This window comes from Mesorhizobium sp. LSJC280B00 (assembly GCF_000502835.1).
Lineage (GTDB): Bacteria > Pseudomonadota > Alphaproteobacteria > Rhizobiales > Rhizobiaceae > Mesorhizobium.
In genome coordinates this window covers 239,479-262,728 of sequence record NZ_AYVL01000002.1, presented here as the reverse complement: position 1 = coordinate 262,728, position 23,250 = coordinate 239,479, and the positions used below count along the sequence as shown (strand labels likewise).

Sequence of the window (23,250 nt, the reverse complement as noted above, 5' to 3'; positions counted from 1 at the left end):
TCCATCTGCTTACGCCATGCGTCGGGATCGCTCGGGTCGGCCGCGGCGGGCTTGGTGATCTTCGGTTCGGTGGGGCTTTCGGCGCGGCGGATCAGCTCGAGGCGCGCGTTGTGAACGACGTCTTCCCGTTTCGGGTCGACGCGGCATGCTGGATTTGTTCACAATCCAGTCGAGGTAATCCCACGGCACTTCCGAGAAGCGCTTTCCTGCGTGTTCGCCAAAATCGATCTTCAGCAGCCGAAGCGGGTTCGCCGAGATCTGCACCATCGTCTCGACAGGGAGGACGCGCAGCAGATCCAAAAGAATGTGCGCGGTCGTCCAGCTATCCGGGCCGGCGCGGTGCACCGGCTCCATTTGCTTGGCACCGCCGCCGAGGCCGAGCGCGTACCAGATCGCGCCGTTCTTGTGGCTTTCGAGGTCCGGGTAGACTTCTTTGGCGCATTTGAACGTGCAGATGCCGGGCTTGCCGGTCCTCAACAGTGGCGCGTCATAGGCCAGGTTGTGGCAACAGATATAATCCGGGCCGGGAGAAATTAGCGCGCGCGCGTGATCCGGCGCCATGCCGCTCGCCGCTTCCTCGTCGGTGATGTGGTGCGCAGCGCGCGCACCGGGGGCGATGGGCATGCCCGGGTTGACGAGGCGGGCATGAGGCCCGCTCTCGATCGCCCAGCCGGTCGGGAACAGCCGAACATCGGTCCAACCGATCTCGACGAGCTCCTTGGGATCGGCGAGCCCCGTGGTCTCGGTGTCCGTCACGCGAATGAGGGTGAGCGGGTCAGCCATGTGCCGCCGCCTGCTCAACCGTTGCGGGCGGCTGCGGGGTTAGTGACGAGAGTGCAATGATGACAGTCGCCAGCATCTGCAAGCCCGCCGGTTGGGTCATGGCGCGTGTATTGCCGGACAGGATCTTCTCGGCGAACTCGATCGCGCCCTCGAACCCGATCGGCCCGCAGATCAGCCGGTCGTCGGCGCCAACCAGGACGACGTCGCCAGCCTTGTAGGGGATTTTGACATTCCCCTCTTTGCCGATCACTTCGGTGTGCCCCGGCTCGGTCACGCACATGACACGCACGGTGCCGCGCTGGAAGGTGTCGATCACCTCGGCGTGGATCTCCGTCATGCTGCCTTCTCCTGCTTCAGAACCTTGATCTTGATGATGACGCGATCGCTTGTTTCGCGAGCCTTCTTCGCGGCCTCGGCCGGCGTTCCAGCTGGCACATCCCGGTGCGACGCGTCGGCGAAATGGACACGGAAGGTCGTCATCACGATGCCACCTTGCGTGGGACCAACCGGCCGGACTCGTCGTTCTGCCCGCCCTCGCCCTCGTACTCAGCGCGCTTGGCCGCGTCGGCGGCTTTGCCAAACGTGCCAGCCTCGTCGCCGCGGCGGTCGAAGCCGAAGGTGCCAGCGACCGCACGGCGGACGCCCTGCAGCAACGCCAGCTGTCCCGACAACTCGTCGATGCTCTTGTCGAGTTCGGCGAGGTATTCCGATGAGGCGGTCCTGGTCGCGTCGACCCGGGTGATCCCGAACATGGTCACTCCTCCCCGCCAGGTTCGGACTCGTCGACATCGCCGTTATCCTCGACGTCGCCGTCGAACCCGGCGAGGTACGCCTCGAGCAGCTTCTCGTCGGTCTTGTATTTCGCCGGAACTGCCTTGCGGCTGCGGCCATCCTCACGGGCAGACGCGCCGGCCTTGAGGGCGACATCGACCGTGATTTCGGAATTGTCGGCGTCCGAGGATTGGGGGGCGGAATCCCCGGACGCCTTGCGCGACGTGTCAGCCTGGTCGCCGCGCTGATCCGCATCGGCGGGGGACGAGCCTGATGCGGATTTTCTGGATTTCTCGTCGACCTCGTGGTCGATCGTCTCTTCGTCACGCATGTCGGCGAGCGCATCGAGCTTCTGCTCGAGTCCGCGCGGACCGGCAACCTGCTTGTCGCTGGCGCCCTCGATATCGTAGAGGCCGTCGTCGCGACGCATGAGATCGTCCAGGTCGCTCGACATCGGCAGCACCTTGGAGTGGCGCCTGGCGACGGTCTTCTTTGCCATTTCGTCGTAGAAGATCGGGTCGTTCCAAGGCGTGTTTTTCCCGCGCGACTTGGTGCGGATCTTCTCGACCGCGTTTACCGACATGACGTCGCGGCTGATTTCGCCCGATTTCAGCGTGGCGATCGAATAGACCGCGATCAGTTTTCCTGGGTCACCAAGCGTTGGCTTGTGACGGATAAAGGGGTTGTCGCCGAGTTCGAAGTCGAAGTCGTCGTTCTCATGAACGGCATGCACATCCCATGTGGCGATCTCACCTGAGTTGCGGGCCTTCTTGCGAACACCGCCGATCATCGGCATCCACTGCGCCTGATCCTTGTAGGGAACGATCGCGCCCTCGCGGCTATCGGGCAAAAGGCCGTCCTGCGCCGCTTTCATCGCCGAATTGAACAGCGAATGCCGGGAGACCTTCAGAAGGTCGGGGTTGTTCTGGATCGCTGTCATCACGACGCGCATGAACCGCTCGACCGGGATATGTGCCGGCAGTGCGGCCTTAAACTGGCCGCCCATTTCGCCAAGCTTGTCGCGAATGACTGCGATCTCGCTTGGCTTCTTTGCTTCAACAACAGCATTCATGGGAAAATTCTCCTGTCGTCCGCGATCAGCCGCGGAATCGGGTTTTCTCGTCTTGGAAAATGCGGACGCCCTTGAGCGGCCGGGTGTTCTTGAACTTCCGCACATGCGCGCGGATGGCCTTCTCGATCTCAGCGGCAGAGAACTGGTCGCGGAATTCGGTGATGTCGATCTTCTGCCAATCATCGATCGAACAGGTCCAAGGTGCCGACGATGAGATGGTGCCGACCTCGGTCTTGGTCGGCCCGGTGCCGGCGCTGGTCGCTTGCGCGGAGAGCCGATCGGCTCGCTGCTCGGCGACGATCGCCTCATTGACGATGACGTCGGCCTCGACGCTGCCCTGGGCGGCTTGCGCCTCGGCGAGCTTGCGGTCGGACTCTTCTTGCGCCAGGCGGGCCGCCTCGGCGGCCTTGCGCCGTTCCTCGTCGCGTTTCTTCCGGTCGTAAGCCCCGACGATCTCCTCGAACCGCGTCTTGATCCGGTCCATCCGGTCGGCAAGTGTCTGGAAAAAGCTGTTGGTCTCGGTGACTTCGGTGCGCAGTGGCAGCGTGGTGGCGAGGCGGGTGTCGTCGAGAAGCTTCGAGAGCTTTCCTGCCTTTATGCCGATCGCGATCATCGGATCTCGCTGCTTGTCCTCGGTCACGACACCGGCCTCGCCGAGGGTTTCGCGGGCCTTGTTTGCGTCGTCAGCGACGTCGTCGACTTGCTTCAGGAAGTTCGCGAAGCGGTCGCGCAGGATGTCGGTGGTGGTGGCGAGGTTGTGACCTGGCCCGACGATGGATGGGGCGTCAGAAATTGGCATTGTTCTGCTTTCTTGGCTTGATCCGCAGCGGCCGCATGGACGAGGGCCTTACCTCGTACGCCGCCCTTTCCTGGGTGCGCGCGGTGATGTCCCAGCCGGCGGTGAAGCCGGCTTCGGAATTGCCGAGCGCGTAGATGATCTGAGGTTTGAGAACGTCGGCCTCGCGTTTCGCTTGTGCCTCGGCCTCTTTCAGCGACTTGTATTTGCCGACGAGAATATCGAGGTCGTGCTCGGCTGAGAGGTCGCGTCGATCGAGGAACGAGTTGCTGTAGACTTCGAGCACGGCAGCGCCATCGCGTTTCCAGTCAATGTCCGGTTCAGCACCGGAGTTGACCATCGCCCAGAATTCCGCGACGGCTGCAGTAAGCCGTTGCCAAAGCTTCGCATGCAGCGGGATGTCGACAAGGTGGAGCCGAAGATTGCCGCGCCAGGTGACGACGACGACCGCCAGCATGGCGTAGTCGCAGCCAGTCAGCTTGGCCTCAGTGATCGCCTGGACGGCGATCCACGTCGGCGGGACGATGTCGCCTATGTCCGGATCTTGCCAGAACTCGCGGAAGGCAGCCTCGGACGCGGTCTTGATCTGCATGTTGCCGCGACCTGGTCGGCCGGGGATCTCGACGAACGCGTCAGGCGTGGCCCCGATGCGCAGATCAGGGTCGCGATAATAGGCTCGGTCGTTCGCGTAGAAGACCCTCCAATCGGGCTCCCGCTTGTTGACCATTGCGACCGCAACCGGCTCGAGCAGGTTGCCCCGCTCCATGGCCTCTGTCTCGTCGACGTCGCCAGACACGCGTCCTGTCTTCTCGGCCCAAAGGCCATAGGGCGTGGTGTATGGATGCGCGCCAAGAACCGCTGCGGCGACCGAAGCGGTCACGTCCTGCTGGCGGAACTTTAGCCATTGCTCGCGATCGGATGGGTAGAGGATCTGGACGGTCATGGCCGTCCCATCCGCGCGAACTGCACGACGTTGTCAGCGGCAATGCGCTCCGATGGAGGAATGTGCGATAGGATCGCTTCCAGGACCTCCAACATGTCCGGCGACGCCGTCCAGAGCTTGGCGTTCGCGATGCGCTCGGCCTGCGGACCCCAGCATGTGCCGATCTTTCGGCCGCTCGAGTCGACGATGTAGACGAAGCCGTTGGCGTTGCCGTCCCAATCGATCGGCTGGGTGAAAGTGCTCATGCCCGCACCGTCGAGGCGAGCTGCTGCGCCATGTTGACGGCGCGAAGGCGGAGCAGAAGCGCTTCCTCAGCCGGTGTCAATTCCTGACCGGCCATCCATTTCGAGACGACGGCTTTGGCCGTCTCCCTGTCGGTCGGCTGTCCTGGTCGAGGAGTTGGAGAAGCTGGCATCGATTCCTCATCTGGTGTGATGTGGAACCTAAGTGGGACTGAAAAGTAAGTCAAGGTGAAAAGTAAGTGACACTGAATTTATTTTGATCCCCGGGGGATGATGGGCGCAAAGAGGCTCCCCGCGAGTCACACCGGCCAGAGCAATTCCTACGCTCGCGCGCGGATACCCGAGTCTGGAACGTAGGGCGCTACATGAGGGGTGCTGACAGCGCCCCGTCTCGACGGTCGGCGCTCGTCACGTATGGTGCAGGGTCGAGCTCAATGTTGAACGTAGAGTGTAACCACCAACGTAGAGCTATGTTGTTGGAGAGTTATATCTGTCCTCCGCGCGAACGCGCTGACGCGCTCGCGCGTGCTATATCCGGGAAAATCACTCGACGATTGTGCTGCCTGTCCACAGGCATTCAATATCGCCCTTTGGCCTGACACAAATCCTGCCGCTACCAGACGTGTTCTCGAGGAAGACACTCTGGCCTTTGTGGAGAGAACGGCAGTCGCCGGTCTCACCTTTCTGCTCGACGAACTTCTTGAAGGCCTCGGCATCGTCCTGGTCGGCAAACTGGACCGCGCGCTCAAAATCGCGCAAGGCAAGGCAGCCGAAGCCTTCGGTCGCGATCGTTTGAGGTTCAGCAGCGACGGCGGGCAGTGCCAGCGCCGCCACGACGATCCCAGCCCATATGCGTCGCATGTCCCAGTCCTCCTAGGGGTGAAGGAGCATTGCGCGCCACGCGAGAGGGTGCAAGCGGGCCATGCCTATTTGCGTTTTCCAGCCCGGGAGAGGATTTCCAAAGCGGATATGGCGCGCGCGACGAACATACCTCGGTCCTCCTCGCTCAGTGAGGCTAGAACCGGACGCAGGGCGTCGGCGAGCTGATCGGCGTGATCTCCTCTCGCTTTACTCCACAGCCAGGCATTGATCTGGTTGTTCTTGCTCCTCTTGCCCCGGGCACCGTCGATGATCGCCATGAGGTCTGGCGAGATCCGTATCTTGAACTCGTGAGTCTTCGGCTTGGGCATGCCCCGACTTATGGCGGAAACATTAAGCCCTCGAAATCGTCCCAGAATTCCGAAATGTGGGTCCGCTTATCCCCGATATCCACAGACCACCATTACAAGTCGAAACAATTTGGTGAGCGCTCATAAATGGTTGTATTCGTACAAACGTATCAAAACGGCACACCACCTACGTGCAGGCGGGTATTGACAGAAGGGAAGGAAATTGTTCCTATTTGCGGCGTCCCTCGGGGCTCGGGAATCCAGAAATGATCCATTACATGCCGCGTGAGAAAACGCGGAGCGATGAAACACTGCAGAGGTTGCGTGCAATAGCGTCTGGTATCTGGCCGCTGGATCCGGCAACGCGAATCGAACGGGATGCAGCGTCAATCGCTACCGCGATGGCGACGATTCACGGCGGGGACTGGCGAATTGAGATCGACCATCAGCACCAGCTTGTTCTGATCCGGCCTTGTTAACGTTCAAGGCATTCGAAATCACAGCGAAAGCCACATCGATATCTCTGGCTGAAAGCCCCTCGATACGCTTGAGTACCGCCAAGATTTCCTGATCGTCGCGGATCGGCGCAGTTAAGGGCTCGACCTTGTCAGGCCCCCACAAGAGAAGATCGCCAGGCCGGCAGTCCAGCGCCTTAGCAATTGCGGCCAAAGTTGAGTCAGTGAAGCCCTGTTTCCCGTTCTCAAGCTGAGATATCGAGGGCGCTCTAAGCCCAACCTTATCCGCAAGCTCCTCCTGGGTGAGGCCACGGTGCTTCCGCCACTCACGAAAAAAGTAAGTCGTTTGCGCTTGGTTTGCGGGATTTGCTGCCATGCTGAAATTATCGCGCATCGGCCAGATCCACTCCATTCGGCCCTACTGACAAAATCAGCTTGACTTAATTTCAGTGGGACTTATGTTGGCGGCATGGAAAAGCTGCTGGCCTATCTCGACGAAGAACGCGGACGCCGTAACAAACTGGCGGCTGCGCTCGGAATCTTCCCCGGTGCGATATCGCAGTGGAAGAAGGTCCCCGCGGAGCGCCTGGGTGATATCTCCCGCTTTACCGGCATCTCGCCGGAGGAACTTCGGCCCGACATCTTCGCGAAAGCTGATCTCTCTACCGCCAGCGAGACGGCGGGCTGACGAAAATGCTCACGCTGTCACCGTTCGCGCCCATCAAGGCCAGCCCTGTTTATCAGGGTGCGCTCGGTTTCTCGCTTTATTGCCATCGAATTCTTGTGGCGCAGATCTCCCAAATCTGCGCTGGCCGGCTCGTCGCCCGATCGTGGGCTGAGCCGGCCATGGTGGGCCGGTCTGCCCTGGGGCCGGCCCCCCTCCCTTCTTCGTTCGCTTGTTCATCGCTGTCTCCGTTCGTTTCCGTCGCTGGAAATGGAGATAGCGATGTTCGATTCCAATCTCTCGGAAAAGCCTTCCAAGAACTCGGAATTTTATTCCGAGCGAAGGCGACGGGGTGCGCTCATGACTAGCGTCACCGCCGTACAAAATCTGACGAGGGAACTCGGCAGGATGCTGGCACCAAGCGGTGGATGGCAGCAGCAGATCAGTGCAGTTCACACCAAGCTCGTCGACCCGAAATTTGAGTTGGCGATCAAGGATCTTTCCTGGAACCGCGTGAAGACATGGTTCTACGCCGAGGCGCGCCGTGTCGATTACGACCACATGGTTGCCCTCCGCGAACTCAAGGCCATCGAGGAGGCCAAACGTGACCACAGAGACTTCATTGCCACAACCAACCGTCTGGCTGCGGCCCTTGCCGCTGAAGGTGCGTCGCTCTCTCGCGACCAGGTGGAAGCGCTGGCGCGCATCGCGAGCAGACCAGTTGATGTTCCGGGCGATCATGATGCGCGATCGAGCGGCCAGGTTCGCGGCATGGCTGACGCCCGAGCTTCGATTGGAGCCGGACAGTGAGACGCGGACCATCACGCCCATTCCACCCACGCTGGACACCGGAGCGGGACGAAGCGCTGAAGCGCCTCGTCGCGGCCGGAAAGAGTTCCTCCCAGATCGCAGCGCTTTCCGGGATATCTAGGAACTCCGTCATCGGCCGCATCCACCGGCTCAAGCTCACGCTGGCGCGTCGGAAGGGCTCTTCCAACCCACGCGCACCGCAGGCACCGAAGCCACCGGCCGACAAGCCTCGTCGCGCCCCACGCCGCAAGCTGATTGCCGGCGTCGAGCAGATCGTGCTCAGCCAAAAACCGGTGGCGCCGAGGACATCCGTTCCGGCTGTCATCCCGACCTTTGTAGACCGCGATTCCTATTTCCTGCCGCTGGCCGACACCCCTCCCGTGGATCTCATGGGTCTGCAAGGCGGTCGATGCCGCTGGCCGGTCAACGGGCTCTATGGGCGCGATCCGATCTACTGCGGCCGCCACGCTGACGGCACCTATTGCCGAGTTCACCATCGCATCGCCTACCAACCAGCCTCATCCCTGAAGGAGAAGCGCCATGGCGCGAATACTTGAACAGGGGCGCAATCGTGCGTCCGCTGAAGAAGCCGGCTCGTTCGTCGACAAGTACGAGGAGCATGAGGAGCGGTTCCAGACCCTCCGCTCGAAATTCATGTCCGACGCGAAGAAGATCCGCGACGAGCAAAAGGAAGTGCTCGATGACGCCAAGTCGCAGGGCATTCCGAAGAAAGTCGTCAAGACCATCGTCGATGCTCGAGCCCTCGAGGGCAAGGCCAAGGCGAAGCTCCTCGAGCTCGAGGACGACGACAGGAAGCTGGCGATCGATATCCGCACAGCGCTCGGCGATTACGCCGACCTGCCGCTCGGCGCCGCTGCTGTCGCTGCGGACGGCCAGGACGGTACGACCGCGGCCATCGTCGATGCCGCCACCAAGGCGTGGGACAACGCGGACCCGAAGAGCAAGGGCAAAGGAAAAGCGGCTCCGGCCGCTCACTGAATTCCGCGCAAGCGGATAGGGGCGGCGGTTTGAACGACGCCATGGATGCTGCTGGCAAAGCCGAGAAACGTCAACGTGCAGCGCCTGACCGGGCTTGGCCCTGGTCGCCCCGACCAGATGGAGTGACGGCTTGTAGGTAGCTGCCGACCAAACAACGACAGGCAACCTTCTGACCAGCCCGGGAAAGCAGCGGGCGCCCTCCTCCGAGGCCGGCCGACATGAGCGACGCACCACCAAAAATCCTCTTCATCGACGCTGCCAGCCGGTTTGGTTGGGCGCGCGGCCGACCAGGTGAGCAACCAGAGTCCGGGAGCGCCCATTTCGCTTCCGAAGGCGCTTCGCAAGGCGCGATCGCGTGGGGCGCCATGCGCTTCATCGCCGACCAGATACAGACCTATAGGCCCGACGAGGTCGTGATCGAGGCACCACTGCCGGCGACGCTCGTGAACGGTAAGACATCGCTGGCGACGCAGGAAATCCTCATGGGCCTGCCATTCGCCATCCAGGGCATGGCCTTCGGGCTACAGATGTATCGGGTGTCGGTCGCCCGCGTTTCGAAGATCCGCACGCACTTCATCGGCAAGAATTCCAAGGGCGAGATCGCCAAGCCGCAGGTCTGGCGCAAGTGCCTGGCGCTCGGCTGGATCTCGGCGGACGACGAGGACCTTTCCCACGACCGCACTGACGCCCTCGCCGGCTGGCACTACGCTGGCGCGGTGCTTTGCCCCCGGCTCGCGCAGCCGATCGACGACCTGTTCGTCAAGGCCGAGCAGCGCAAGCGCGCGGCCGCCCAATCCCAACTCTCGGAGAGGTTTTGATGCGCCCGCACCATGGCCGCATGCGCGGCTACCATTCCATGAGCCTGGCGACCTCGATCGCCCTGCTGCTTGCGGCCATCGCCGTGGTCATCTTCGTCATGTGCGGGGCTGCCAGTTCCCACGATGCGCCGACCGGCTGGTCTTACCCGTTCTCATGCTGCTCGGGCTACGACTGTCGAGAGGTCCCGGACGATTGGATCACCGAGAGCTCAGATGGCTACCACATCGTCATCACCGGAGAGGTGATCCCGATGACGGACCCAAAGGTCAAGCAGTCGCCCGACGGTCGCTTCCATTGGTGTTCGGTTGCCGGTGCCAATGACGGGAAGACCATCTGCCTGTTCGCTCCGCCGAGGAGCTTCTGATGCGCGTCCTGATCCTGGCGACCAGCAAAAACCCAGCGCTCGATGCCGATATCGTCGAGATGCTTGCCGATTACGCGGCCGACGGCGGTTTCGAGGCCGAAGCGATCCTCGAGCCGCAGGATCTTTGCTCGGCGCTCTACCGCGACCCGCAGGCCATTGGCGTCATCTGGACGGACTCGGCCGGCATCGCGAGCGTAATTTGCCGCAACTGGCGGCAGGCAGCCGTCAAGAACATCCTCTTCTTCCTGCTGGTTCCGGTCGCCAATCCGAGGACAATCGGTGAAGAGGTCATCCGGCGCGTCGGGATCCTCCTACACGGCGCAGACGACGTACAGCCGGCGCCGATCGACAAAGTCGAGTTCGTCGCCCGCCTGGCGGCGCTGGCGCGGCGCGATCGCGGACCATCCGTCGAACGGCTGGTGAAACTGCCATGTGAGGCCGTGTTCGACGCAGTCCGCGGGACGGTCACGCATCCTGGCGGCACCGTTCTGCTCACGCAGACAGAGGCGAGCGTTCTCGAATTGCTGACGCTGCGCCAAGGCTCGATCGTCTCCAAAGAGATGGTGATGAATTTCCTCTACAGCGGCCGGGACGAACCCCAGATCAAGATCATCGACGTCCTGGTATGCAAAATTCGCCGCAAGCTTCATGCCCCGCTTGGCGGGATTGATATCATCCAGACGGAGTGGGGCCGCGGCTACCAATTCATCCCGGAAGGCTTCGTTCCGGCGCTGTCCGACGCGCGCGTGAGGGCCGTCGGGTGAGTGAAACGAAGGAGAAGGTCGCGCACGTTTGGCAGCGTGACGCGCTCGACTGGTATGTTGAAGAAGAGTTCGTCACCCGAGCGCTTGTAAAGGTCGAGCGCTTTGTTGGCCCGGTTCTGGACCCATGCTGCGGACAAGGCAACATTGTGAAAGGCCTGCTCGCCGCCGGCGTACAAGCGGTCGGCACCGACATCGTCCAGCGTGTTCCAGAAGGCACGCCATGGTTTCTCGGAACTGCGGATTTCCGGGAGGTGGGCGCGATCTCGCAGCCAAATATCTGCATGAACCCCCCATTCTTCCGTGCGAAGGGCGCCGAGGCCTTCATCCGGAAGGCGCTGACTGTCGCGACCGGGAAGGTGATCGCATTCGCCGACATCAAGTTTCTCGCCAGCGCCGGCCGGGCGAAGGGCTTGTACGCCGAGTTCCCGCCCAATCGCGTCTGGTCGATCTCTCCTCGCCCATCCTGCCCGCCCGGTGAATTCCTACTCGCTGGCGGCGAGGCGGACGGCGGCACTGCGGACTGGGTGTGGATGGTCTGGGATCAGACCGCACCGTTCTATGGCACCCAATTCGACTGGCTCCGCGCCGAGGCGGTGCTGGCATGACGCTTACCCTTAGAGACCGCGTCGCCGAGGCCATGCGCGAGTCCCGCATCGGCCGCACGCGCTTCGGCTGGGACCAATGCGACCAGGAGGAGTGGCGTAGGAGTGCCGACGCCCTCATGCGCTACGGCCGCCATCTCGGATTCGAAATCGTTGAAACTGGCAACATCGCTCATCGGCCGGCGCCGCCGGTCACCCCCGTGATCTATGCGCTTGATGACGCGCGCGACGCCAGTGTTGAGCGGTCCGTTCGCTGCGACGGTGCCGGCAACTGGTCGATCGTGTCGACGAAGCGCGACGCCCGCCGAGCGGCGATCGACAGCAAAACCCTGCTCACCTTCACCCTCGCCGAGGCCGACCTCGACTGCGATCGCATTCTCGCCGGCGACCCGACGGCGAAGGACATCAAGGGCGTGCTGACCAAGGTCGCCGCCGCCAATGTCATCCGCACCCTGAATGCCGAAACGATGGAGCCGTCGTGACGAACGAGGTCAACGCCCGCTCCGTTCCCGTCTATGGCGGCTACCATGGCGAATTCCGGAAGGTCCACAAGGCCGGCTGGGAGAAGGTCTGCGAAGGCGGCACGCCTCGGGTATACGACACTGAAGACCAAGCCGAGGTGGCAGCCTGGCGCGCGCTGAAGGCGCACCTGTGCGGCGACATCGTCGGCACTGGCATGGAACGCACGTCCGCTCGATCGAAAGCTGAGAGCCTGTTCGGCGCGATTTTTCGCAAGGGCCGCAAGATCCCGGTGGTCCGGCGATGAGGTTCACGCAATCATTGTCACGTGGCCGAGTTCCCCTCCGCGCAGACATCAAGGTCGCCACCCGTCGGTATGATCGAAGGGTGGATTTGAAGACGAAACCTTGTTTCCCGTTCAAAGCCGAAGGCGTCGCGATATTTGATATTGGTGAACGCCTTGAACTGTTCACTAAAAAACTCATCCCGATGCTGTTGGAGAAACGCGCCATCGAACTGGACGGTCATGACTTGACCTTCGCCAGGGCCGAGATCGACCGTTCGTTTTGTTTCAGGATCGGAAAAGAGTATTTGCTCCTGTCGACCGGCGACTCTCTGACAACCAAACTGCACATCATAGGCAGGCGTCTGGCCCGTATTCCTTACCGCGATTTGCACCGGCACCTGGGGCCGGTCATTCGTTTCGACCTTCGCAGACACAACAAACAAATAGGCTCTGAGCTGGCGTTCGCTATTCTCACGTGCGTGCGCCAGCGTTTCCTGGGCAACGGCAAGCGCATGGTCGCCGCCTCTTGCCTGCTTGTACAAAATTCCAATAGTAGCTCCGGCGGCGATTGCGGCGGCCCAGCCACTAAGTGCCGAAAACCAGCCCTGAACCGTACAACCGCTCCCCTCGCACCAATCCGGTCCGATGGCGAAGGCAAGGGCGACCGCGATTACGGCGAGCAAACCAATCCACGCCAGAGCATTTACAAGAATTCGGAAGCCCCAAGAAATCATTCTCATACCCCGCCACCGGCGCTCGATATCACGAACTGCCATCTGATGGCGAGTTTCTCCCCATTTCGAGAGGCCCTCTGATGGGCTCAGACCCCAAATTCGACGCCGAACTGGCGCGGGCCATGGAAGCCGTCGCGTTGAAGATCATGCCCGAGTTCATGGGCGAGCCGAACCGCGCCCTGTCGTCGCCTGGCAAGGAATGGCGCTGGGGCAAGAAAGGCGCCTTCTCGGTCGACTGCAAAAAAGGCGTCTACAACGACCATGAGGACGGCGACGGCGGCGGCGTGCTCAAGCTGCTGCAGGCCTACCGCGGCTACAGCAAGGCCGAGGCCTTGGAGTGGCTGGAAGAACAGGGCCACATCGACAGGCGCGAGCAGCAGTACAACGGCGCCAACGGCGCTGCTAAGCCCCAAGGCAAGTTCGCCGGCTTTATGGACGATCACCCGATCGCGACGTTCCAGTATTTCGACGACAAGGGAAAGCTCGCCTATGAGGTTCTGAAATTCGCGAAGACAGCGCCGCGCCGTTACATGCAGCGCCGGCCGCATCCGGCTGGCGGCTGGATTTGGGGATTGCAGGCTGGGCTCTACGGCAAGACGAAGAGCGGTGACTGGTTCAAGGCCAAGGCCGGCAAGCATTACGAGGACGAGAAGCAGTTCGAGGACACCAAATGGGTCCTCTACAACCGCGCCGAGGTGCTGAAGGCGATCAAAGAGGGGCGGCCTGTCGTCCTGGTCGAAGGCGAGAAGGACGTCGAGACCCTGCGCGAGTGGGGCCAGGTAGGCACCACGAACCAAGGCGGGGCGAAGAACTGGCACCCGGAACTCAACGCCGACCTCGCCGGCGCCGATCTCGTCATATGCTCGGATCTGGACGATGCCGGAAAGGCGCGCACCATGTTGCGTGGCGCCGATCTGCGGCCGATCGCCAAGCGGGTTCGCTCGCTCGACCTGGCGCTGCACTGGAAGGATGCGCCGGAGAAGTCCGACGTCACCGATTGGAAAGACCAGGCCGGCGGCACCAGCGAGAAGTTCGAGATCCTGGTCAAGAAAGCGCCGGCTTGGGTTCCCGAGCGGCCGCGCGCCTTTGGCGCCTACTATCACGACGAGCTCGACGGTCCGGGACTCGAGTACGACTACATCATCGACGGACTGATCACGACTCGAGGGCGCTCGATCATCGGGGGGCCATCGGGATCCGGCAAATCGTTCCTCGCCCTCCACGCGGCCTATTGCGTCGCGCGCGGGCAGGATTTCTTCGACTATTCCGTCGAGCGCGGCGGCGTCATCTACCAGGCCGGCGAAGGCGGCCTAGGCATGAAGAAGCGCCAGAAGGCATATCGCAAGCACTTCAACGTTTCCGAGGACGAGGAGATTCCGCTCGTCGTGCTGCCGGCGAAGGTCGACCTGTATTCTCGCGAGGGCGACACCGATCGGCTGATCGAGGCGATCAAGTCGATCAAGATCACCATGTCGATGCCGCTCCGCATCGTCTTCATCGACACACTGGCAACGGCGACCGTCGGTGCCGATGAGAACAGCGGCAAGGATATGTCCGTGGTGTTGGCGAACATTGCCCGCATCGAGCACGAATGCGGCTGCCACGTCTGCCTGGTCCACCACATGAATGCCGACGGCAAGAAGCTGCGGGGCCACACCTCGATCCACGCCAATGTCGACACCGTGATCGTCGTCAACCAGGACGAGGAGACACGAATTCGTACCGCGCGGCTCGCCAAGCAGAAGGACGACGAGGACGGCATCAAGATCACGTTCTCGCTCGCGTCGGTTCCGGTGGGACTCAACCCAAAGACGCAACGCGAGATCACGTCATGCGTGGTGCTGACCGTCGGCGAGAAGGAGCGGCTGAAGAAAGAACAGGAACGGCAGGGCTTCTATGTGAACCCGACCGAGCGGCGCATCATGATGAACCTGTTCGACACTGTCGATCGGCATGGCAAGTTCATCGCCAACGACAAGGAAGGCCCTAAAGCGGCCGTCGGACGCGTCGTCGTGGACTGGAAAGACTACCTGGTCGTCGCCCTCGAAAAGATGCTCGAGGTCGAGGATAAGGCTAAGGCCACCGACCAGATTCGAAAGGAATTTGCCCGCGCGAAAGACGGCCTGACCAAGTATGGGCTCATCAAGATGGTGAAGCCCTACATGTGGTGGGATGGCAAGCCAATTCGCGGGTTCAAGCGAACCTTCCCAAAACCCGAAATTTCGGACGAGGACCGGACGAGTACCGGACAAACACCGGACGAACCCGTTTCCGAGGGAATGCGCGAGTTGTTCGAAACTGGCGGGGACATCGTGCTCTGATGGCCCGCCGCAAGCTGCAGAAACCGGCGCCGAAGAAGCGCCATTTCACCGAACGGTTCGGGCATCCGGTCGTCATTCGCTGGACGATCGCCAAAGGCGCCTTCATCGGGTTCCTGACCGGCCTTGGCTACTCGTCGGCCGATATCGAGAAGCGCATGGCCGACGGGACAAGCAGGGCAACCGTCCGCCGGCAATGGAAGAATTGGGGTCTGCCGCTGACCGAAGTCGGCGGGCCGAAGCATCGCCGCATCTCGATCAATCTCACCTTCCACGAGCGCGCCAAGCTCGCGCGCCAGGCCAAAAAGCGTGGATTAACGGGCGAGGAATATCTTCGCCGAATCAACGTCTGCGCAATCCGGGACGACATGTACGATGCAATCACAGATGGTGAGTTCGACTGATGGCGGCTGGGATCCCACACTCGTTAAAGACGCGATGGTCCACGCGTTTGAGGTGCTGTTCGACACCACCGGCCAAGTCGGCCCGGATTGGTTCAAGAACAATTGGCCGGAATACCGCGTGACCTTCGAGGACGAGGTCGGGCAGATCGCCCAGGGCACCGAGCGGCAGATCGAACGCGTGCGGGTCCAGCGCACGGCCCGCGAGATCACCATCATGGAAAAGGTGCTGATCGGCAGCAAGGGGCCGGAAGGCCAGCAGCTGCCGAATTGGGGCAAGTACGTCGAGGACGCGCCGGCTGCACGCCGGGCGCTCGTGACCTGGTGCTTCTGGGAAATCCGCGGCCGCCACACCGAAGTCGAGTGCGAACGCCGCGGCTGGGCCTATTCGACGTTCCGGCGTCGTCGGGACGTTGCGGCGAAAGCGATCGCGTCGCGGCTCAATCAAGCTGGCATTAAGGCGTGGTAGCCCGCTAGTGTGGTGCAAGCAGCGTCGTGGCAATACCGGTGAAAAAACCGCCGAACATTTTCACCATATCCGAAGCCGACTTTAGCTTCGCTTGGTTTTCTGGAGTATCTTTGGTGACCCACAAAACGCCTATCGAGCCCAGAAACGCGATGCCGATGATGGCGATCACCATGAGTGCGACATAAGGGATCATCCACCCCAGGTCGGGCTTTGCTGCCTCCGGCGGTGGTGTCACCGCACTTTGCGCAAAAGCCGTGCTCACAAATAAGCTCGAGACATGGAGCCAGCGGCGAAACCAAAAGAACAGAGTTAGGGCGAGACTGAGAACACCCAAAACCGCTGCCATGATGGTCATCATAGAATAGCTGGCTTTACTAACCTGAATCTCAAACTGATCGCCGTATCTCATGTACCTCATGATCTCGTCGCGGTGTCGAGCCTCCATCTTGTAGATGTCAAAAAGGACATCCAATCGGGCGGCCATTCTTTCGTGACGCGCCTTCCGCCTTCTAACCTCTCGCCCGCCAGTGCGGTACGAGAAGAAACCTCCAATCGATACCAGCACCACCATTATGAAAAACGGCAGCCAGTCCCATGGATCATTAGGATTGTTCAGCATTTTGTCCCCCTTCGTCTGAATTAGCAGCTTATAGCACACCAGCCATCTTCAACCCGATCGCCGCTACCGCACCCCATGCGGCGATCTCAAACAGCCGACGTTTAGCACCCTTGCCAGGCTCCTCGCTGATGTCGATCGACGGGACGTGCTTCAGGTAGAGGTTCGCCTCCGGTGCCGCGGTGCCTTCCGGACCGGGATCAATTCCCCTCGCCTGCATCATCCGGCGGCTGAACGCCCGCCCTGCGGCGTTCTCGTCCAGCCCTGCATGGTACTTCTTCCGCAAGGGTGTCGACTCGAGCACGACCTGGCGCTCTTCATCTGAAATCGATCCGACCTGCCCGGCCGGCATGATCACCTTCACCTTCTCGACCTCGCTCGGAACGTTGTCCTCGCCGATCACCGAGATCAGCGCCTCGCCGATCTTCAACGTCGGCAATTCCTCGCGCGTCTTGAAGCCCTTGCGCGGGCGAATTGTATCGGCCGCCGCCTTGATCTTCCTCAGCGACTCCGCCGTGTGGGCGCGCATCGCGTGCAGGATCCTCGTGCCGAGCTGTTCCAGGACAGCTGCCGGCACGTCGGTTGGCGATTGAGTGACGAAGAACACGCCGACGCCCTTGGATCTGACCAGGCGGACAAGCCGCTCGATCTTCTGCAGCAGGTGCTTCGGCGCGTCGGCGAACAGCAGGTGCGCCTCGTCGAAGAAGAACACGAGCTTGGGCTTGGGCAGGTCGCCGGCCTCGGGCAATTTGCGGAAGAGCTCGGAAAGTAGCCATAGCAGGAAGGTCGCGTAAAGCTTCGGCGCCTCGAGCAATTGGTCGGCATGCAGCAGGTTGATTGTGCCCCTGCCCTCTGCGTCGACAGCCATCAGGTCGAGGATATCGAACGGCGGCTCGCCGAACAGGCGATCGCCGCCCTGTGCTTCAAGCGCGAGCAAATTGCGTTGGATGGCTGCGATCGAAGCAGCGGTGACATTGCCGTATTTCCGGCAGACGTCCTCCCGCTCCTCGATCATGTCGTTGAGCGACCAGCGCAAATCGTCCAGCGTTAGCATGAAGGTCTGTTCGTCCTCCGCCTTGCGGAACACGATATCCATGGCGCCTTCCTGTGCCTGGTTGAGCCCGAGCATGCGCGCCAGCAGGCCAGCGCCCATATCCTGCACGCTCGTCCGCACCGGCAGCCCATGGCGGCCGAAGATGTCCCACAGCGCAACAGGGAAGCGCCCGCCGGCGGCAACACCGGACAGATCGCCCTTGATATCGGCCGCGAAGACAGGAACTCCGGCGGCGCTGAATTGCTCGGCCAGGCGCTGCAGGGTGACAGTCTTGCCGGTGCCAGTGGCGCCCGTGACGAGCCCGTGCCGATTGGCAAGGCGGAGCGGCAGACCAACGGTAGCGCCAGTCGAGGTCATGCCGATCTCGATGTTCATGGCCGCATGCTCCGGATCGCGGACCTGACAGAACGGATGTTCACGTTCGTCACCAGACGGATGTACTTGTCGGAGTGTTCTTTAGGTGTCTGGAAAACATGGGTGTTGTCGTAACCGCCCGGGATGTCTGCTGTGAAGCGAATTTCAAAGCCGCCGTCAAAGCGAGCGAATCGAGCGTCGGCCTGCTTGACGTCATCCCGCAACACGGCAGCCAGGTATCTCTCGCGTTCCTGCTCGATGAACAATTCGTCAATCGTCGTCATCGCCATTGCCCTCCGTGATCTCGTCTGCCCGCTCAAGGAACGGGAATTCGCCGGCACCTGGTCGCTGGTTGTCGCGGATGATGTGCTCTGCGGCGAGCTGGCGCGCTTCGCTCAGCGCACCCTCGAGTCGCAGTAGCCCGAGCGCGACGTGCACCCATGGCGGAATATCGTTCTCGTCCCGCAGCCATTTCTTGACCGTCTGTGGTCTCACGCCGAAGATCCTGGCGAAGGCGAACACCGGCATTGCCATGTCCAGCAGCTCGGTCCGAAGCTGCTCCCCGGTCATTCTCTTGTATTCGAATCGCGGCATGTTCTTCCCCGGCATCGTCGCGCCGAGGAGCATAGACATAATCTGGTTCATGGTCAGCCGACCTTTCCGAGCTTGGTTGTTCGAACGTGGCAAGGAAATTCCCGCTTTGCCCATGCGCGCCATGCCGAAGCATCGCCGCGCTTCCCAAAATCTTGGTAGAGCATCGGCGACGGCGGCATGGTGAGCGCGTAGATGGTGACGCGGTGCATGCTTACGCCTCGCCATCGCATTCCGTCGCCTCGGACAGGAAATCCCAATGAGGCAGCTCTACCGTGTAAAACGCGGTGTAGAGATGAGCGGCGATGCGGCGCCATCCATCGGTTTGGGGCAAATAGAATTCGAAGTGAACGAAACGCGGGCGACGACCGGCAGCACAAAAGTCCCACCCAACGCGGGTGCTCCAATGCATTTCGGCCGGTATGGCGCCAGGGTGTGGTGTTTCCCACGATCTCCCGCGCTCGCGGTGCTTCGTCGGCGGGAATTGCAGATTGTGCGCGGTGCGCGCGGCATCCGCCAGCACGTCGACGTCGACCTCGTCGCGCTTTAGCAGCCATAGCGCATATTCCAGCGCCTTTGAATCGGCCTCCGGGCCGGGTTTGGCTGTCGAGCGCATGGGCTTTGCCATCGTGCGAGCGTGCGCAGCGCGGTCGGCAACATACCATTTGCTTTCGTATTTCATTTTCGGGGTATTGCTCATGGCGGGCATGTTCTCTCCTTTCGAATTGGCCCACGATCGGGCCGTTGCTGGTTGCTAGATGCGCTCCGCGCCGGTGGGCAATGGCCCGTCTCCGTGGTGCACGCGAAAGACGCCGGGCGCGTCTTCAGGGAAGCGGATCTTCTGCCCGGGGGATTGCTCCTCACCCAACGTTGCGCAGACGATGACGCGAAGGCCTGAAATCAAAGCGAGTTCTCCGGCGATCGCCAACGCGTCGCGCGGGCCTTTGATGTCAGTGATCGCTTCGCAAGTTCCGTCCGGCTCGGGAAAGCGCCCGTAGACGGTGAAGAATTGGGCGACGCTGGCCGGCTGGTTGCCGATCGTCGTGCCGGGCTCTTCGCCATCGTCGACGCAGCCCGCCAATTCCAGATGCTCGAATTGCTTCCAATCCGGCGCGGCGTAGTCGGTGCAGCAGTTGAAGAGCCGCGCGCGCTTTGCGTCATCCATTGGCCTGGCCCTCCGCCTTGGCGATCGCGGGCAGTACAAATGCGCGCCGCCAATTGCCAAACCATTCGACCAGATCACCGCCGTTGACCTCGACGTCATGCTCTTCCTGACATCCCAGCTGCCTTAGTGCCGGCGCTGAGTCGAATTGTGGCCAGTCGGTCACAGCGAGTTTTAGCACGGCCAGCAGGTCAGGCCGCGCCTGCTCGCGCGGGATTGCCGCTCGAAGCCCAGCGAGGATGTCGGAAACGCCTTCCTGTGTTTCGTCGTCCTCAAAGCCGCTGATGAACGACTCGGCTTGAACGAGAGCGTCGACCGTGTCGTTGACATGATCGGGCAGCGAGACAGACGCCGCGAACAGATCGGCGTGAACTTCGTCGATCGCCTTGCCGACGATCACCCCAAAAGCATTCCGGATGTCGGTTCCTTCGGCCTTGAACGGCCCATGAAATTCGCTGATGCGGGAGCCGGCCCGCTGGATGTCGGCAAGCGTAAATTTGGGCATGGTGGAATCCTTTCAGACAGGCAGCGACGCGGGGGCGGCTGCGATTAGGTAAATGGCGGAGAACGCGAGGAACGCGGCCACGGCGAGGAATGCGGCGAGGTCTTGGACGAGGTCTTTCATGCGTCGACCGCCAAAACCACGGCGTTGACGTTGGTGCCTGACGAAGCGAAAGCGCCCTCCGGCAAAGCCTCCCAATGCGCACCTTTGGCCTCGACCATGTCGCGGAAATCGGTTGTTTTCCGATTACTGCGGAAGGTGACCGACGCCGACATGATTGCGACCAGCCGGCCGCCTGGCTTCACGAATTTTAGGGCGTGCGCGACGTGATCAATATCCGCCTGCTTTGCGAAGGGCGGGTTCATGACTACGCGGTCAAAGCCCGGTTCCGGGCCCGGATCGATGGCGAGAAAGTCCAGCATTGTCAGCCCGCCTGCGCCGAACGAAGCGAAATGGCGCGTGACGCAGGCTGCGTGCCGCTTTGGGTCGATCTCATTGCCCCAGACAGTTGCCCCCTTGGCCGCCGCGCCGGCGACTAGATTGCCGATGCCTGCATTGGGCTCATAAACCCACATTCCGGGCTCGACTGCAGCGAGTTCGATGACGCGCGCCACCACATCCGGCGGCGTGTCGAATTGACCAAAATCCTGTTTGACCCGGCGGAATTCGCCAGTCATCAAGGCTTGCTCAATCGCCTCGGCAGCCGGTTCGCTGAAGACATGCGCCTTCGCGCTGCGGTTCCACTTGCCGCCATTAGCTTCCAGAACCTTGTTGACGTCCTGATAGGTCTTGCGGTCGAGCTGCCCGCGCAGATAGAGGTTGTTGCCGACCGTTTCGGCCTGGCTGAGTACGGCGAGAATGTGCTGACTGATTTCCACGATTGTCTCCTTTTTGGGCGCGCACAATTGCGCTGTTGAGCGAGGATGCGGGGCGGGCGAACCGCCCCGCACTGATCACGCGGCGGCGCGAATTCCCTTCAGCTCGGCCATCTTCGCGCCGAGCAGCCACAGGGCTTTGTTCAACTTCACGTCTTGATCGATCCCGTTGACTTCGCGCGTTGTGACCCGGCGCCGGCGGTTGTTGGCGTCACGACCGACACCGCGCAGCCCGCCCCGAATGACGTTTTCCTGCACGACATTGAATTGCGTCCACAGGTCTGCGGCGCGGTCGTCGTGGCGGCGCGGCATGAGGAGCTGAGCGGGCTTGATCGGGGTTTCAACATTGCCGTCTGCATCGGCGAAGCGGAGCAGGTGCGCCGCTTCGGCAAGAATGGCCGACTCGTCATTGTTCAGCTTGACCGTTGACCAGTCCTGCGGCGCGGCAAGCGCCTTTTGTGCCGCGTCGAGAACGGTATACGTGCCTTCGATCACCTTGCCGGCAACGTCGCCGGAATGGCGCACCTTGAGCGAGTCCAGCGTTGCCGTCTGCGAGACCATCGAATTCAGGCAACGAATGCGGAAAAGGCCGGCCATGAGGTCATATGCGCTCGTCCCGTCGTTCGCGTTCTTCAACAGAATTTCGCAGACGGTATCGCCGACCGAATAGGCCGCTTCGTTGTCCAGCCGGCGGAGGCGCAGCAGGTGCTTTGTGAAGTCTTTCCGGCTTTCGTCTCGCGTGCCGGACTGCTTAGCGCCGACGACGTGAAAACCCTCATTTGCCAGCGCCCGCACAATCTCAATCGTGGGGATGGGCTGGAAACGTTCGGACCGGCTTTCATGAGCAGCCAGCGCGAAAACCGACGGCGCACGCATGCGCAACTCGTCTTCGGTCAACGCGCGGCCGGTGTCGAAACGCGCGGTCGGGGTGTAAATGTTCATTGAAAAAGCTCCTTTTGATCAGCCCACAATCGGGCAAGTTGGCCACAATCCGACCATCGGGGCGGCCATGCCTGGCCGGCCGGAAAGGCGATGGTGAGGCGCGGCCCGAAGGCCGCGCGCTATGTGTCACGCCTTCGGCAGCTTGAAGCCGTCCAGCCATGACGGACCATGGGTGTTGCGGAGGTTGCGCAACGTCCCGGTGTCGTCATACGGCGGCTGCCCCAACCATGCCCCTCGCAGGATGCTCTTCCACATCCGGCCGTGCTTCGCGGCATAGGCTTGCACCGCTGCGAGCTCTTCAGGCGTGAGATCGTCGTAACGGTCGTGCCTCATGGTCACATTTCCAGCCATGCGCGCTTTGCAGCGCGGGCGTTGCGGCGGACATCGCGGCGCACGCGGCCTTCGATACGGTCGGAAAACTGGCGCTTGTCGGTCTTCATGTTCGTTCCTTTCATGTTGCCCACAATCGGGCGGTTGCGGTCTAGCGACCATCGCAGCGCCCAGCGTGCCGGGCGCTGAAAAAGGCGCTAGATGGGCTGGCCCGTGCAGGCCTCAATGTTGGCGTCCGTCGGCACGGCCCGCGCGAGCGTGCAGGCCGTGACCGGCTGTTGCAGCGAGGCGCCGTAAACGATGTAGTCGGCAAGGTGACAGACCAGGCCCTTGGCCTGATAGCGCCCGAAGGCGTTCGGCAGCGGCGCGCGGTCGCAGGACTCGGAATAGACGAAAGCCGCGTCATAGATGCGCCCGGCCTGAAGACCGGACACCAAAGCGCCGGCGACGAAAGCGGAGAGGAGCAGCGCGCGCATGTCACGCCTCGATCTTGCGGAAGATGGCAACGGTCAGGCCGAGCGAGTCAGCGAGATAGGCGCGCTCCTGCTTCAGGAACGAGGAAAGCGTCTCGTCGGTAGCATGAGCAGTCCACACCCCAGCGCGGAGGATGAACAAGCCGAAGTCGTGAGTGGGGTTCATGTCACGCCACGACGTTGGAAAAGCGCGCGTCGCGACGCTTGGCAGCGGCCGCAGCCGCCGGCGTGAGATAGACCACGCTGCAGCAATGGTTGCCGTCGACGCGCTGCCAACGATAGCGGACGACGCGTTCGCCCTTGCGCGTGGTCTTGAAGGCGACGACATGCGCGGGAACTGGTCCTGCCCAGATGTCATGAAAGGTTGCGGTGGGAGTGTTCATGCTGTCTGCCTTTCGATGGGCTCACAATCGAGCCGTTTTGCAAGAACA

The 23,250-nt window shown here is 61.8% G+C and carries 39 protein-coding genes; 13 read left to right on the top strand and 26 right to left on the bottom strand.

Translation table 11 applies throughout. The annotated features are described in order from the left end of the window. Positions 1 to 9: 9 nt before the first annotated feature. The 12 genes from X773_RS0137200 to X773_RS73570 form a co-directional block, all read right to left on the bottom strand. The gene (locus X773_RS0137200; RefSeq protein WP_023674602.1) at positions 10 to 783 is read right to left on the bottom strand and encodes a 3'-5' exonuclease; all 774 of its coding nucleotides are present in this window, start codon (positions 781 to 783) and stop codon (positions 10 to 12) included. Continuing rightward, positions 776 to 1,120 (bottom strand): hypothetical protein, encoded by a 345-nt coding sequence (locus tag X773_RS43540; protein WP_023674601.1) that lies wholly within the window; start codon positions 1,118 to 1,120, stop codon positions 776 to 778. The genes X773_RS0137200 and X773_RS43540 overlap by 8 nt, the downstream gene beginning before the upstream one ends. Next, entirely contained in the window at positions 1,117 to 1,263 is a 147-nt protein-coding gene (locus tag X773_RS76200; protein ID WP_023674600.1) for a hypothetical protein, read from the bottom strand. Before X773_RS76200 ends, X773_RS43540 begins: the two co-directional genes overlap by 4 nt. Continuing rightward, the gene (locus tag X773_RS43535) at positions 1,263 to 1,535 is read right to left on the bottom strand and encodes a hypothetical protein (RefSeq protein ID WP_031211209.1); all 273 of its coding nucleotides are present in this window, start codon (positions 1,533 to 1,535) and stop codon (positions 1,263 to 1,265) included. Before X773_RS43535 ends, X773_RS76200 begins: the two co-directional genes overlap by 1 nt. A gap of 2 nt (positions 1,536 to 1,537) precedes the next feature. Further along, the gene (locus tag X773_RS43530) at positions 1,538 to 2,626 is read right to left on the bottom strand and encodes a recombinase RecT (RefSeq protein WP_051406078.1); all 1,089 of its coding nucleotides are present in this window, start codon (positions 2,624 to 2,626) and stop codon (positions 1,538 to 1,540) included. Between the two features lie 25 nt (positions 2,627 to 2,651). Continuing rightward, on the bottom strand, positions 2,652 to 3,425 hold the full coding sequence (locus tag X773_RS43525; protein ID WP_023674597.1) for a hypothetical protein: 774 nt from the start codon (positions 3,423 to 3,425) through the stop codon (positions 2,652 to 2,654). After that, on the bottom strand, positions 3,412 to 4,365 hold the full coding sequence (locus X773_RS43520) for a YqaJ viral recombinase family protein (RefSeq protein WP_023674596.1): 954 nt from the start codon (positions 4,363 to 4,365) through the stop codon (positions 3,412 to 3,414). The genes X773_RS43525 and X773_RS43520 overlap by 14 nt, the downstream gene beginning before the upstream one ends. After that, positions 4,362 to 4,610, bottom strand: coding sequence for a hypothetical protein (locus X773_RS43515; RefSeq protein ID WP_023674595.1), 249 nt, complete (start codon positions 4,608 to 4,610; stop codon positions 4,362 to 4,364). The genes X773_RS43520 and X773_RS43515 overlap by 4 nt, the downstream gene beginning before the upstream one ends. Further along, a complete protein-coding gene (locus tag X773_RS76195) occupies positions 4,607 to 4,780 on the bottom strand; it encodes a hypothetical protein (RefSeq protein ID WP_156937275.1) in 174 nt (57 codons plus the stop codon). The genes X773_RS43515 and X773_RS76195 overlap by 4 nt, the downstream gene beginning before the upstream one ends. Positions 4,781 to 5,150: 370 nt before the next feature. After that, complete coding sequence (locus tag X773_RS43510) at positions 5,151 to 5,468, bottom strand: hypothetical protein (protein ID WP_023674593.1); 318 nt, start codon at positions 5,466 to 5,468, stop codon at positions 5,151 to 5,153. A 65-nt stretch (positions 5,469 to 5,533) separates the two neighbouring features. After that, positions 5,534 to 5,797 (bottom strand): hypothetical protein, encoded by a 264-nt coding sequence (locus tag X773_RS43505; protein WP_023674592.1) that lies wholly within the window; start codon positions 5,795 to 5,797, stop codon positions 5,534 to 5,536. A 372-nt stretch (positions 5,798 to 6,169) separates the two neighbouring features. Then, entirely contained in the window at positions 6,170 to 6,625 is a 456-nt protein-coding gene (locus X773_RS73570) for a helix-turn-helix transcriptional regulator (protein WP_198023520.1), read from the bottom strand. A 75-nt stretch (positions 6,626 to 6,700) separates the two neighbouring features. On the opposite strand from X773_RS73570, the gene X773_RS43495 reads away from it, so the two are divergent. The 10 genes from X773_RS43495 (at position 6,701) to X773_RS43465 (ending at position 12,019) form a co-directional block, all read left to right on the top strand. Next, positions 6,701 to 6,919, top strand: a complete 219-nt coding sequence (locus tag X773_RS43495) for a Cro/CI family transcriptional regulator (RefSeq protein WP_023674590.1) — start codon at positions 6,701 to 6,703, stop codon at positions 6,917 to 6,919. Between the two features lie 258 nt (positions 6,920 to 7,177). Continuing rightward, positions 7,178 to 7,705, top strand: a complete 528-nt coding sequence (locus X773_RS43490) for a hypothetical protein (RefSeq protein ID WP_023674589.1) — start codon at positions 7,178 to 7,180, stop codon at positions 7,703 to 7,705. Further along, on the top strand, positions 7,702 to 8,262 hold the full coding sequence (locus tag X773_RS0137185) for a GcrA family cell cycle regulator (protein ID WP_023674588.1): 561 nt from the start codon (positions 7,702 to 7,704) through the stop codon (positions 8,260 to 8,262). The genes X773_RS43490 and X773_RS0137185 overlap by 4 nt, the downstream gene beginning before the upstream one ends. Continuing rightward, positions 8,246 to 8,704 (top strand): hypothetical protein, encoded by a 459-nt coding sequence (locus X773_RS43485; RefSeq protein ID WP_023674587.1) that lies wholly within the window; start codon positions 8,246 to 8,248, stop codon positions 8,702 to 8,704. The genes X773_RS0137185 and X773_RS43485 overlap by 17 nt, the downstream gene beginning before the upstream one ends. A 365-nt stretch (positions 8,705 to 9,069) precedes the next feature. Next, a complete protein-coding gene (locus X773_RS0137180; RefSeq protein WP_031211202.1) occupies positions 9,070 to 9,522 on the top strand; it encodes a hypothetical protein in 453 nt (150 codons plus the stop codon). Beyond that, the gene (locus tag X773_RS43480) at positions 9,522 to 9,887 is read left to right on the top strand and encodes a hypothetical protein (protein WP_245274620.1); all 366 of its coding nucleotides are present in this window, start codon (positions 9,522 to 9,524) and stop codon (positions 9,885 to 9,887) included. The genes X773_RS0137180 and X773_RS43480 overlap by 1 nt, the downstream gene beginning before the upstream one ends. Beyond that, positions 9,887 to 10,651, top strand: a complete 765-nt coding sequence (locus tag X773_RS73565; protein ID WP_051406077.1) for a response regulator transcription factor — start codon at positions 9,887 to 9,889, stop codon at positions 10,649 to 10,651. Before X773_RS43480 ends, X773_RS73565 begins: the two co-directional genes overlap by 1 nt. Further along, positions 10,648 to 11,256, top strand: a complete 609-nt coding sequence (locus X773_RS73560; RefSeq protein WP_023674583.1) for an SAM-dependent methyltransferase — start codon at positions 10,648 to 10,650, stop codon at positions 11,254 to 11,256. Before X773_RS73565 ends, X773_RS73560 begins: the two co-directional genes overlap by 4 nt. Further along, a complete protein-coding gene (locus tag X773_RS43470; RefSeq protein WP_023674582.1) occupies positions 11,253 to 11,735 on the top strand; it encodes a hypothetical protein in 483 nt (160 codons plus the stop codon). Before X773_RS73560 ends, X773_RS43470 begins: the two co-directional genes overlap by 4 nt. Continuing rightward, positions 11,732 to 12,019: a hypothetical protein gene (locus tag X773_RS43465; RefSeq protein WP_023674581.1), complete on the top strand. Its 288-nt coding sequence runs from the start codon at positions 11,732 to 11,734 to the stop codon at positions 12,017 to 12,019. Before X773_RS43470 ends, X773_RS43465 begins: the two co-directional genes overlap by 4 nt. A gap of 17 nt (positions 12,020 to 12,036) precedes the next feature. Here X773_RS43465 and X773_RS43460 read toward each other — a convergent pair whose 3' ends face one another. Next, entirely contained in the window at positions 12,037 to 12,774 is a 738-nt protein-coding gene (locus tag X773_RS43460; protein ID WP_023674580.1) for a hypothetical protein, read from the bottom strand. A 38-nt stretch (positions 12,775 to 12,812) separates the two neighbouring features. On the opposite strand from X773_RS43460, the gene X773_RS43455 reads away from it, so the two are divergent. Genes X773_RS43455 through X773_RS43445 form a run of 3 tightly spaced genes read left to right on the top strand, consistent with a single transcriptional unit; the run spans position 12,813 to position 15,920 of the window. Then, positions 12,813 to 15,053: an AAA family ATPase gene (locus X773_RS43455; protein ID WP_023674579.1), complete on the top strand. Its 2,241-nt coding sequence runs from the start codon at positions 12,813 to 12,815 to the stop codon at positions 15,051 to 15,053. Next, the gene (locus tag X773_RS43450) at positions 15,053 to 15,454 is read left to right on the top strand and encodes a hypothetical protein (RefSeq protein ID WP_023674578.1); all 402 of its coding nucleotides are present in this window, start codon (positions 15,053 to 15,055) and stop codon (positions 15,452 to 15,454) included. Before X773_RS43455 ends, X773_RS43450 begins: the two co-directional genes overlap by 1 nt. After that, positions 15,426 to 15,920, top strand: a complete 495-nt coding sequence (locus tag X773_RS43445) for a hypothetical protein (RefSeq protein WP_156937274.1) — start codon at positions 15,426 to 15,428, stop codon at positions 15,918 to 15,920. Before X773_RS43450 ends, X773_RS43445 begins: the two co-directional genes overlap by 29 nt. Positions 15,921 to 15,924: 4 nt before the next feature. On the opposite strand, the gene X773_RS43440 is transcribed toward X773_RS43445, so the two are convergent. The 13 genes from X773_RS43440 to X773_RS43390 all read right to left on the bottom strand — a co-directional run bounded on the left by X773_RS43440 (position 15,925) and on the right by X773_RS43390 (position 23,202). Then, a complete protein-coding gene (locus tag X773_RS43440) occupies positions 15,925 to 16,539 on the bottom strand; it encodes a hypothetical protein (RefSeq protein ID WP_156937273.1) in 615 nt (204 codons plus the stop codon). Positions 16,540 to 16,567: 28 nt separating this feature from the next. Beyond that, the gene (locus X773_RS0137165) at positions 16,568 to 17,965 is read right to left on the bottom strand and encodes a helicase HerA-like domain-containing protein (RefSeq protein WP_051406076.1); all 1,398 of its coding nucleotides are present in this window, start codon (positions 17,963 to 17,965) and stop codon (positions 16,568 to 16,570) included. Then, positions 17,962 to 18,228: a hypothetical protein gene (locus tag X773_RS43435; protein WP_156937272.1), complete on the bottom strand. Its 267-nt coding sequence runs from the start codon at positions 18,226 to 18,228 to the stop codon at positions 17,962 to 17,964. The genes X773_RS0137165 and X773_RS43435 overlap by 4 nt, the downstream gene beginning before the upstream one ends. Further along, on the bottom strand, positions 18,215 to 18,661 hold the full coding sequence (locus X773_RS43430; RefSeq protein ID WP_156937271.1) for a hypothetical protein: 447 nt from the start codon (positions 18,659 to 18,661) through the stop codon (positions 18,215 to 18,217). Before X773_RS43430 ends, X773_RS43435 begins: the two co-directional genes overlap by 14 nt. Positions 18,662 to 18,749: 88 nt before the next feature. Continuing rightward, the gene (locus X773_RS43425; protein ID WP_156937270.1) at positions 18,750 to 19,244 is read right to left on the bottom strand and encodes a hypothetical protein; all 495 of its coding nucleotides are present in this window, start codon (positions 19,242 to 19,244) and stop codon (positions 18,750 to 18,752) included. Between the two features lie 45 nt (positions 19,245 to 19,289). Next, a complete protein-coding gene (locus X773_RS43420; protein WP_023674570.1) occupies positions 19,290 to 19,700 on the bottom strand; it encodes a hypothetical protein in 411 nt (136 codons plus the stop codon). Beyond that, positions 19,693 to 20,097: a hypothetical protein gene (locus X773_RS43415; protein ID WP_156937269.1), complete on the bottom strand. Its 405-nt coding sequence runs from the start codon at positions 20,095 to 20,097 to the stop codon at positions 19,693 to 19,695. Before X773_RS43415 ends, X773_RS43420 begins: the two co-directional genes overlap by 8 nt. A gap of 221 nt (positions 20,098 to 20,318) precedes the next feature. After that, the gene (locus X773_RS43410) at positions 20,319 to 21,077 is read right to left on the bottom strand and encodes a restriction endonuclease subunit M (RefSeq protein ID WP_023674567.1); all 759 of its coding nucleotides are present in this window, start codon (positions 21,075 to 21,077) and stop codon (positions 20,319 to 20,321) included. 75 nt (positions 21,078 to 21,152) lie between these two features. Then, a complete protein-coding gene (locus X773_RS43405) occupies positions 21,153 to 22,016 on the bottom strand; it encodes a DUF932 domain-containing protein (RefSeq protein ID WP_023674566.1) in 864 nt (287 codons plus the stop codon). 126 nt (positions 22,017 to 22,142) lie between these two features. Then, positions 22,143 to 22,349, bottom strand: coding sequence for a hypothetical protein (locus X773_RS43400; RefSeq protein ID WP_023674565.1), 207 nt, complete (start codon positions 22,347 to 22,349; stop codon positions 22,143 to 22,145). Positions 22,350 to 22,543: 194 nt separating this feature from the next. Continuing rightward, positions 22,544 to 22,822, bottom strand: a complete 279-nt coding sequence (locus X773_RS43395) for a hypothetical protein (RefSeq protein ID WP_023674563.1) — start codon at positions 22,820 to 22,822, stop codon at positions 22,544 to 22,546. 1 nt (position 22,823) lies between these two features. Next, positions 22,824 to 22,985, bottom strand: coding sequence for a hypothetical protein (locus tag X773_RS76190; protein ID WP_023674562.1), 162 nt, complete (start codon positions 22,983 to 22,985; stop codon positions 22,824 to 22,826). A 1-nt stretch (position 22,986) separates the two neighbouring features. Further along, on the bottom strand, positions 22,987 to 23,202 hold the full coding sequence (locus X773_RS43390; protein ID WP_023674561.1) for a hypothetical protein: 216 nt from the start codon (positions 23,200 to 23,202) through the stop codon (positions 22,987 to 22,989). Positions 23,203 to 23,250 lie beyond the last annotated feature (48 nt).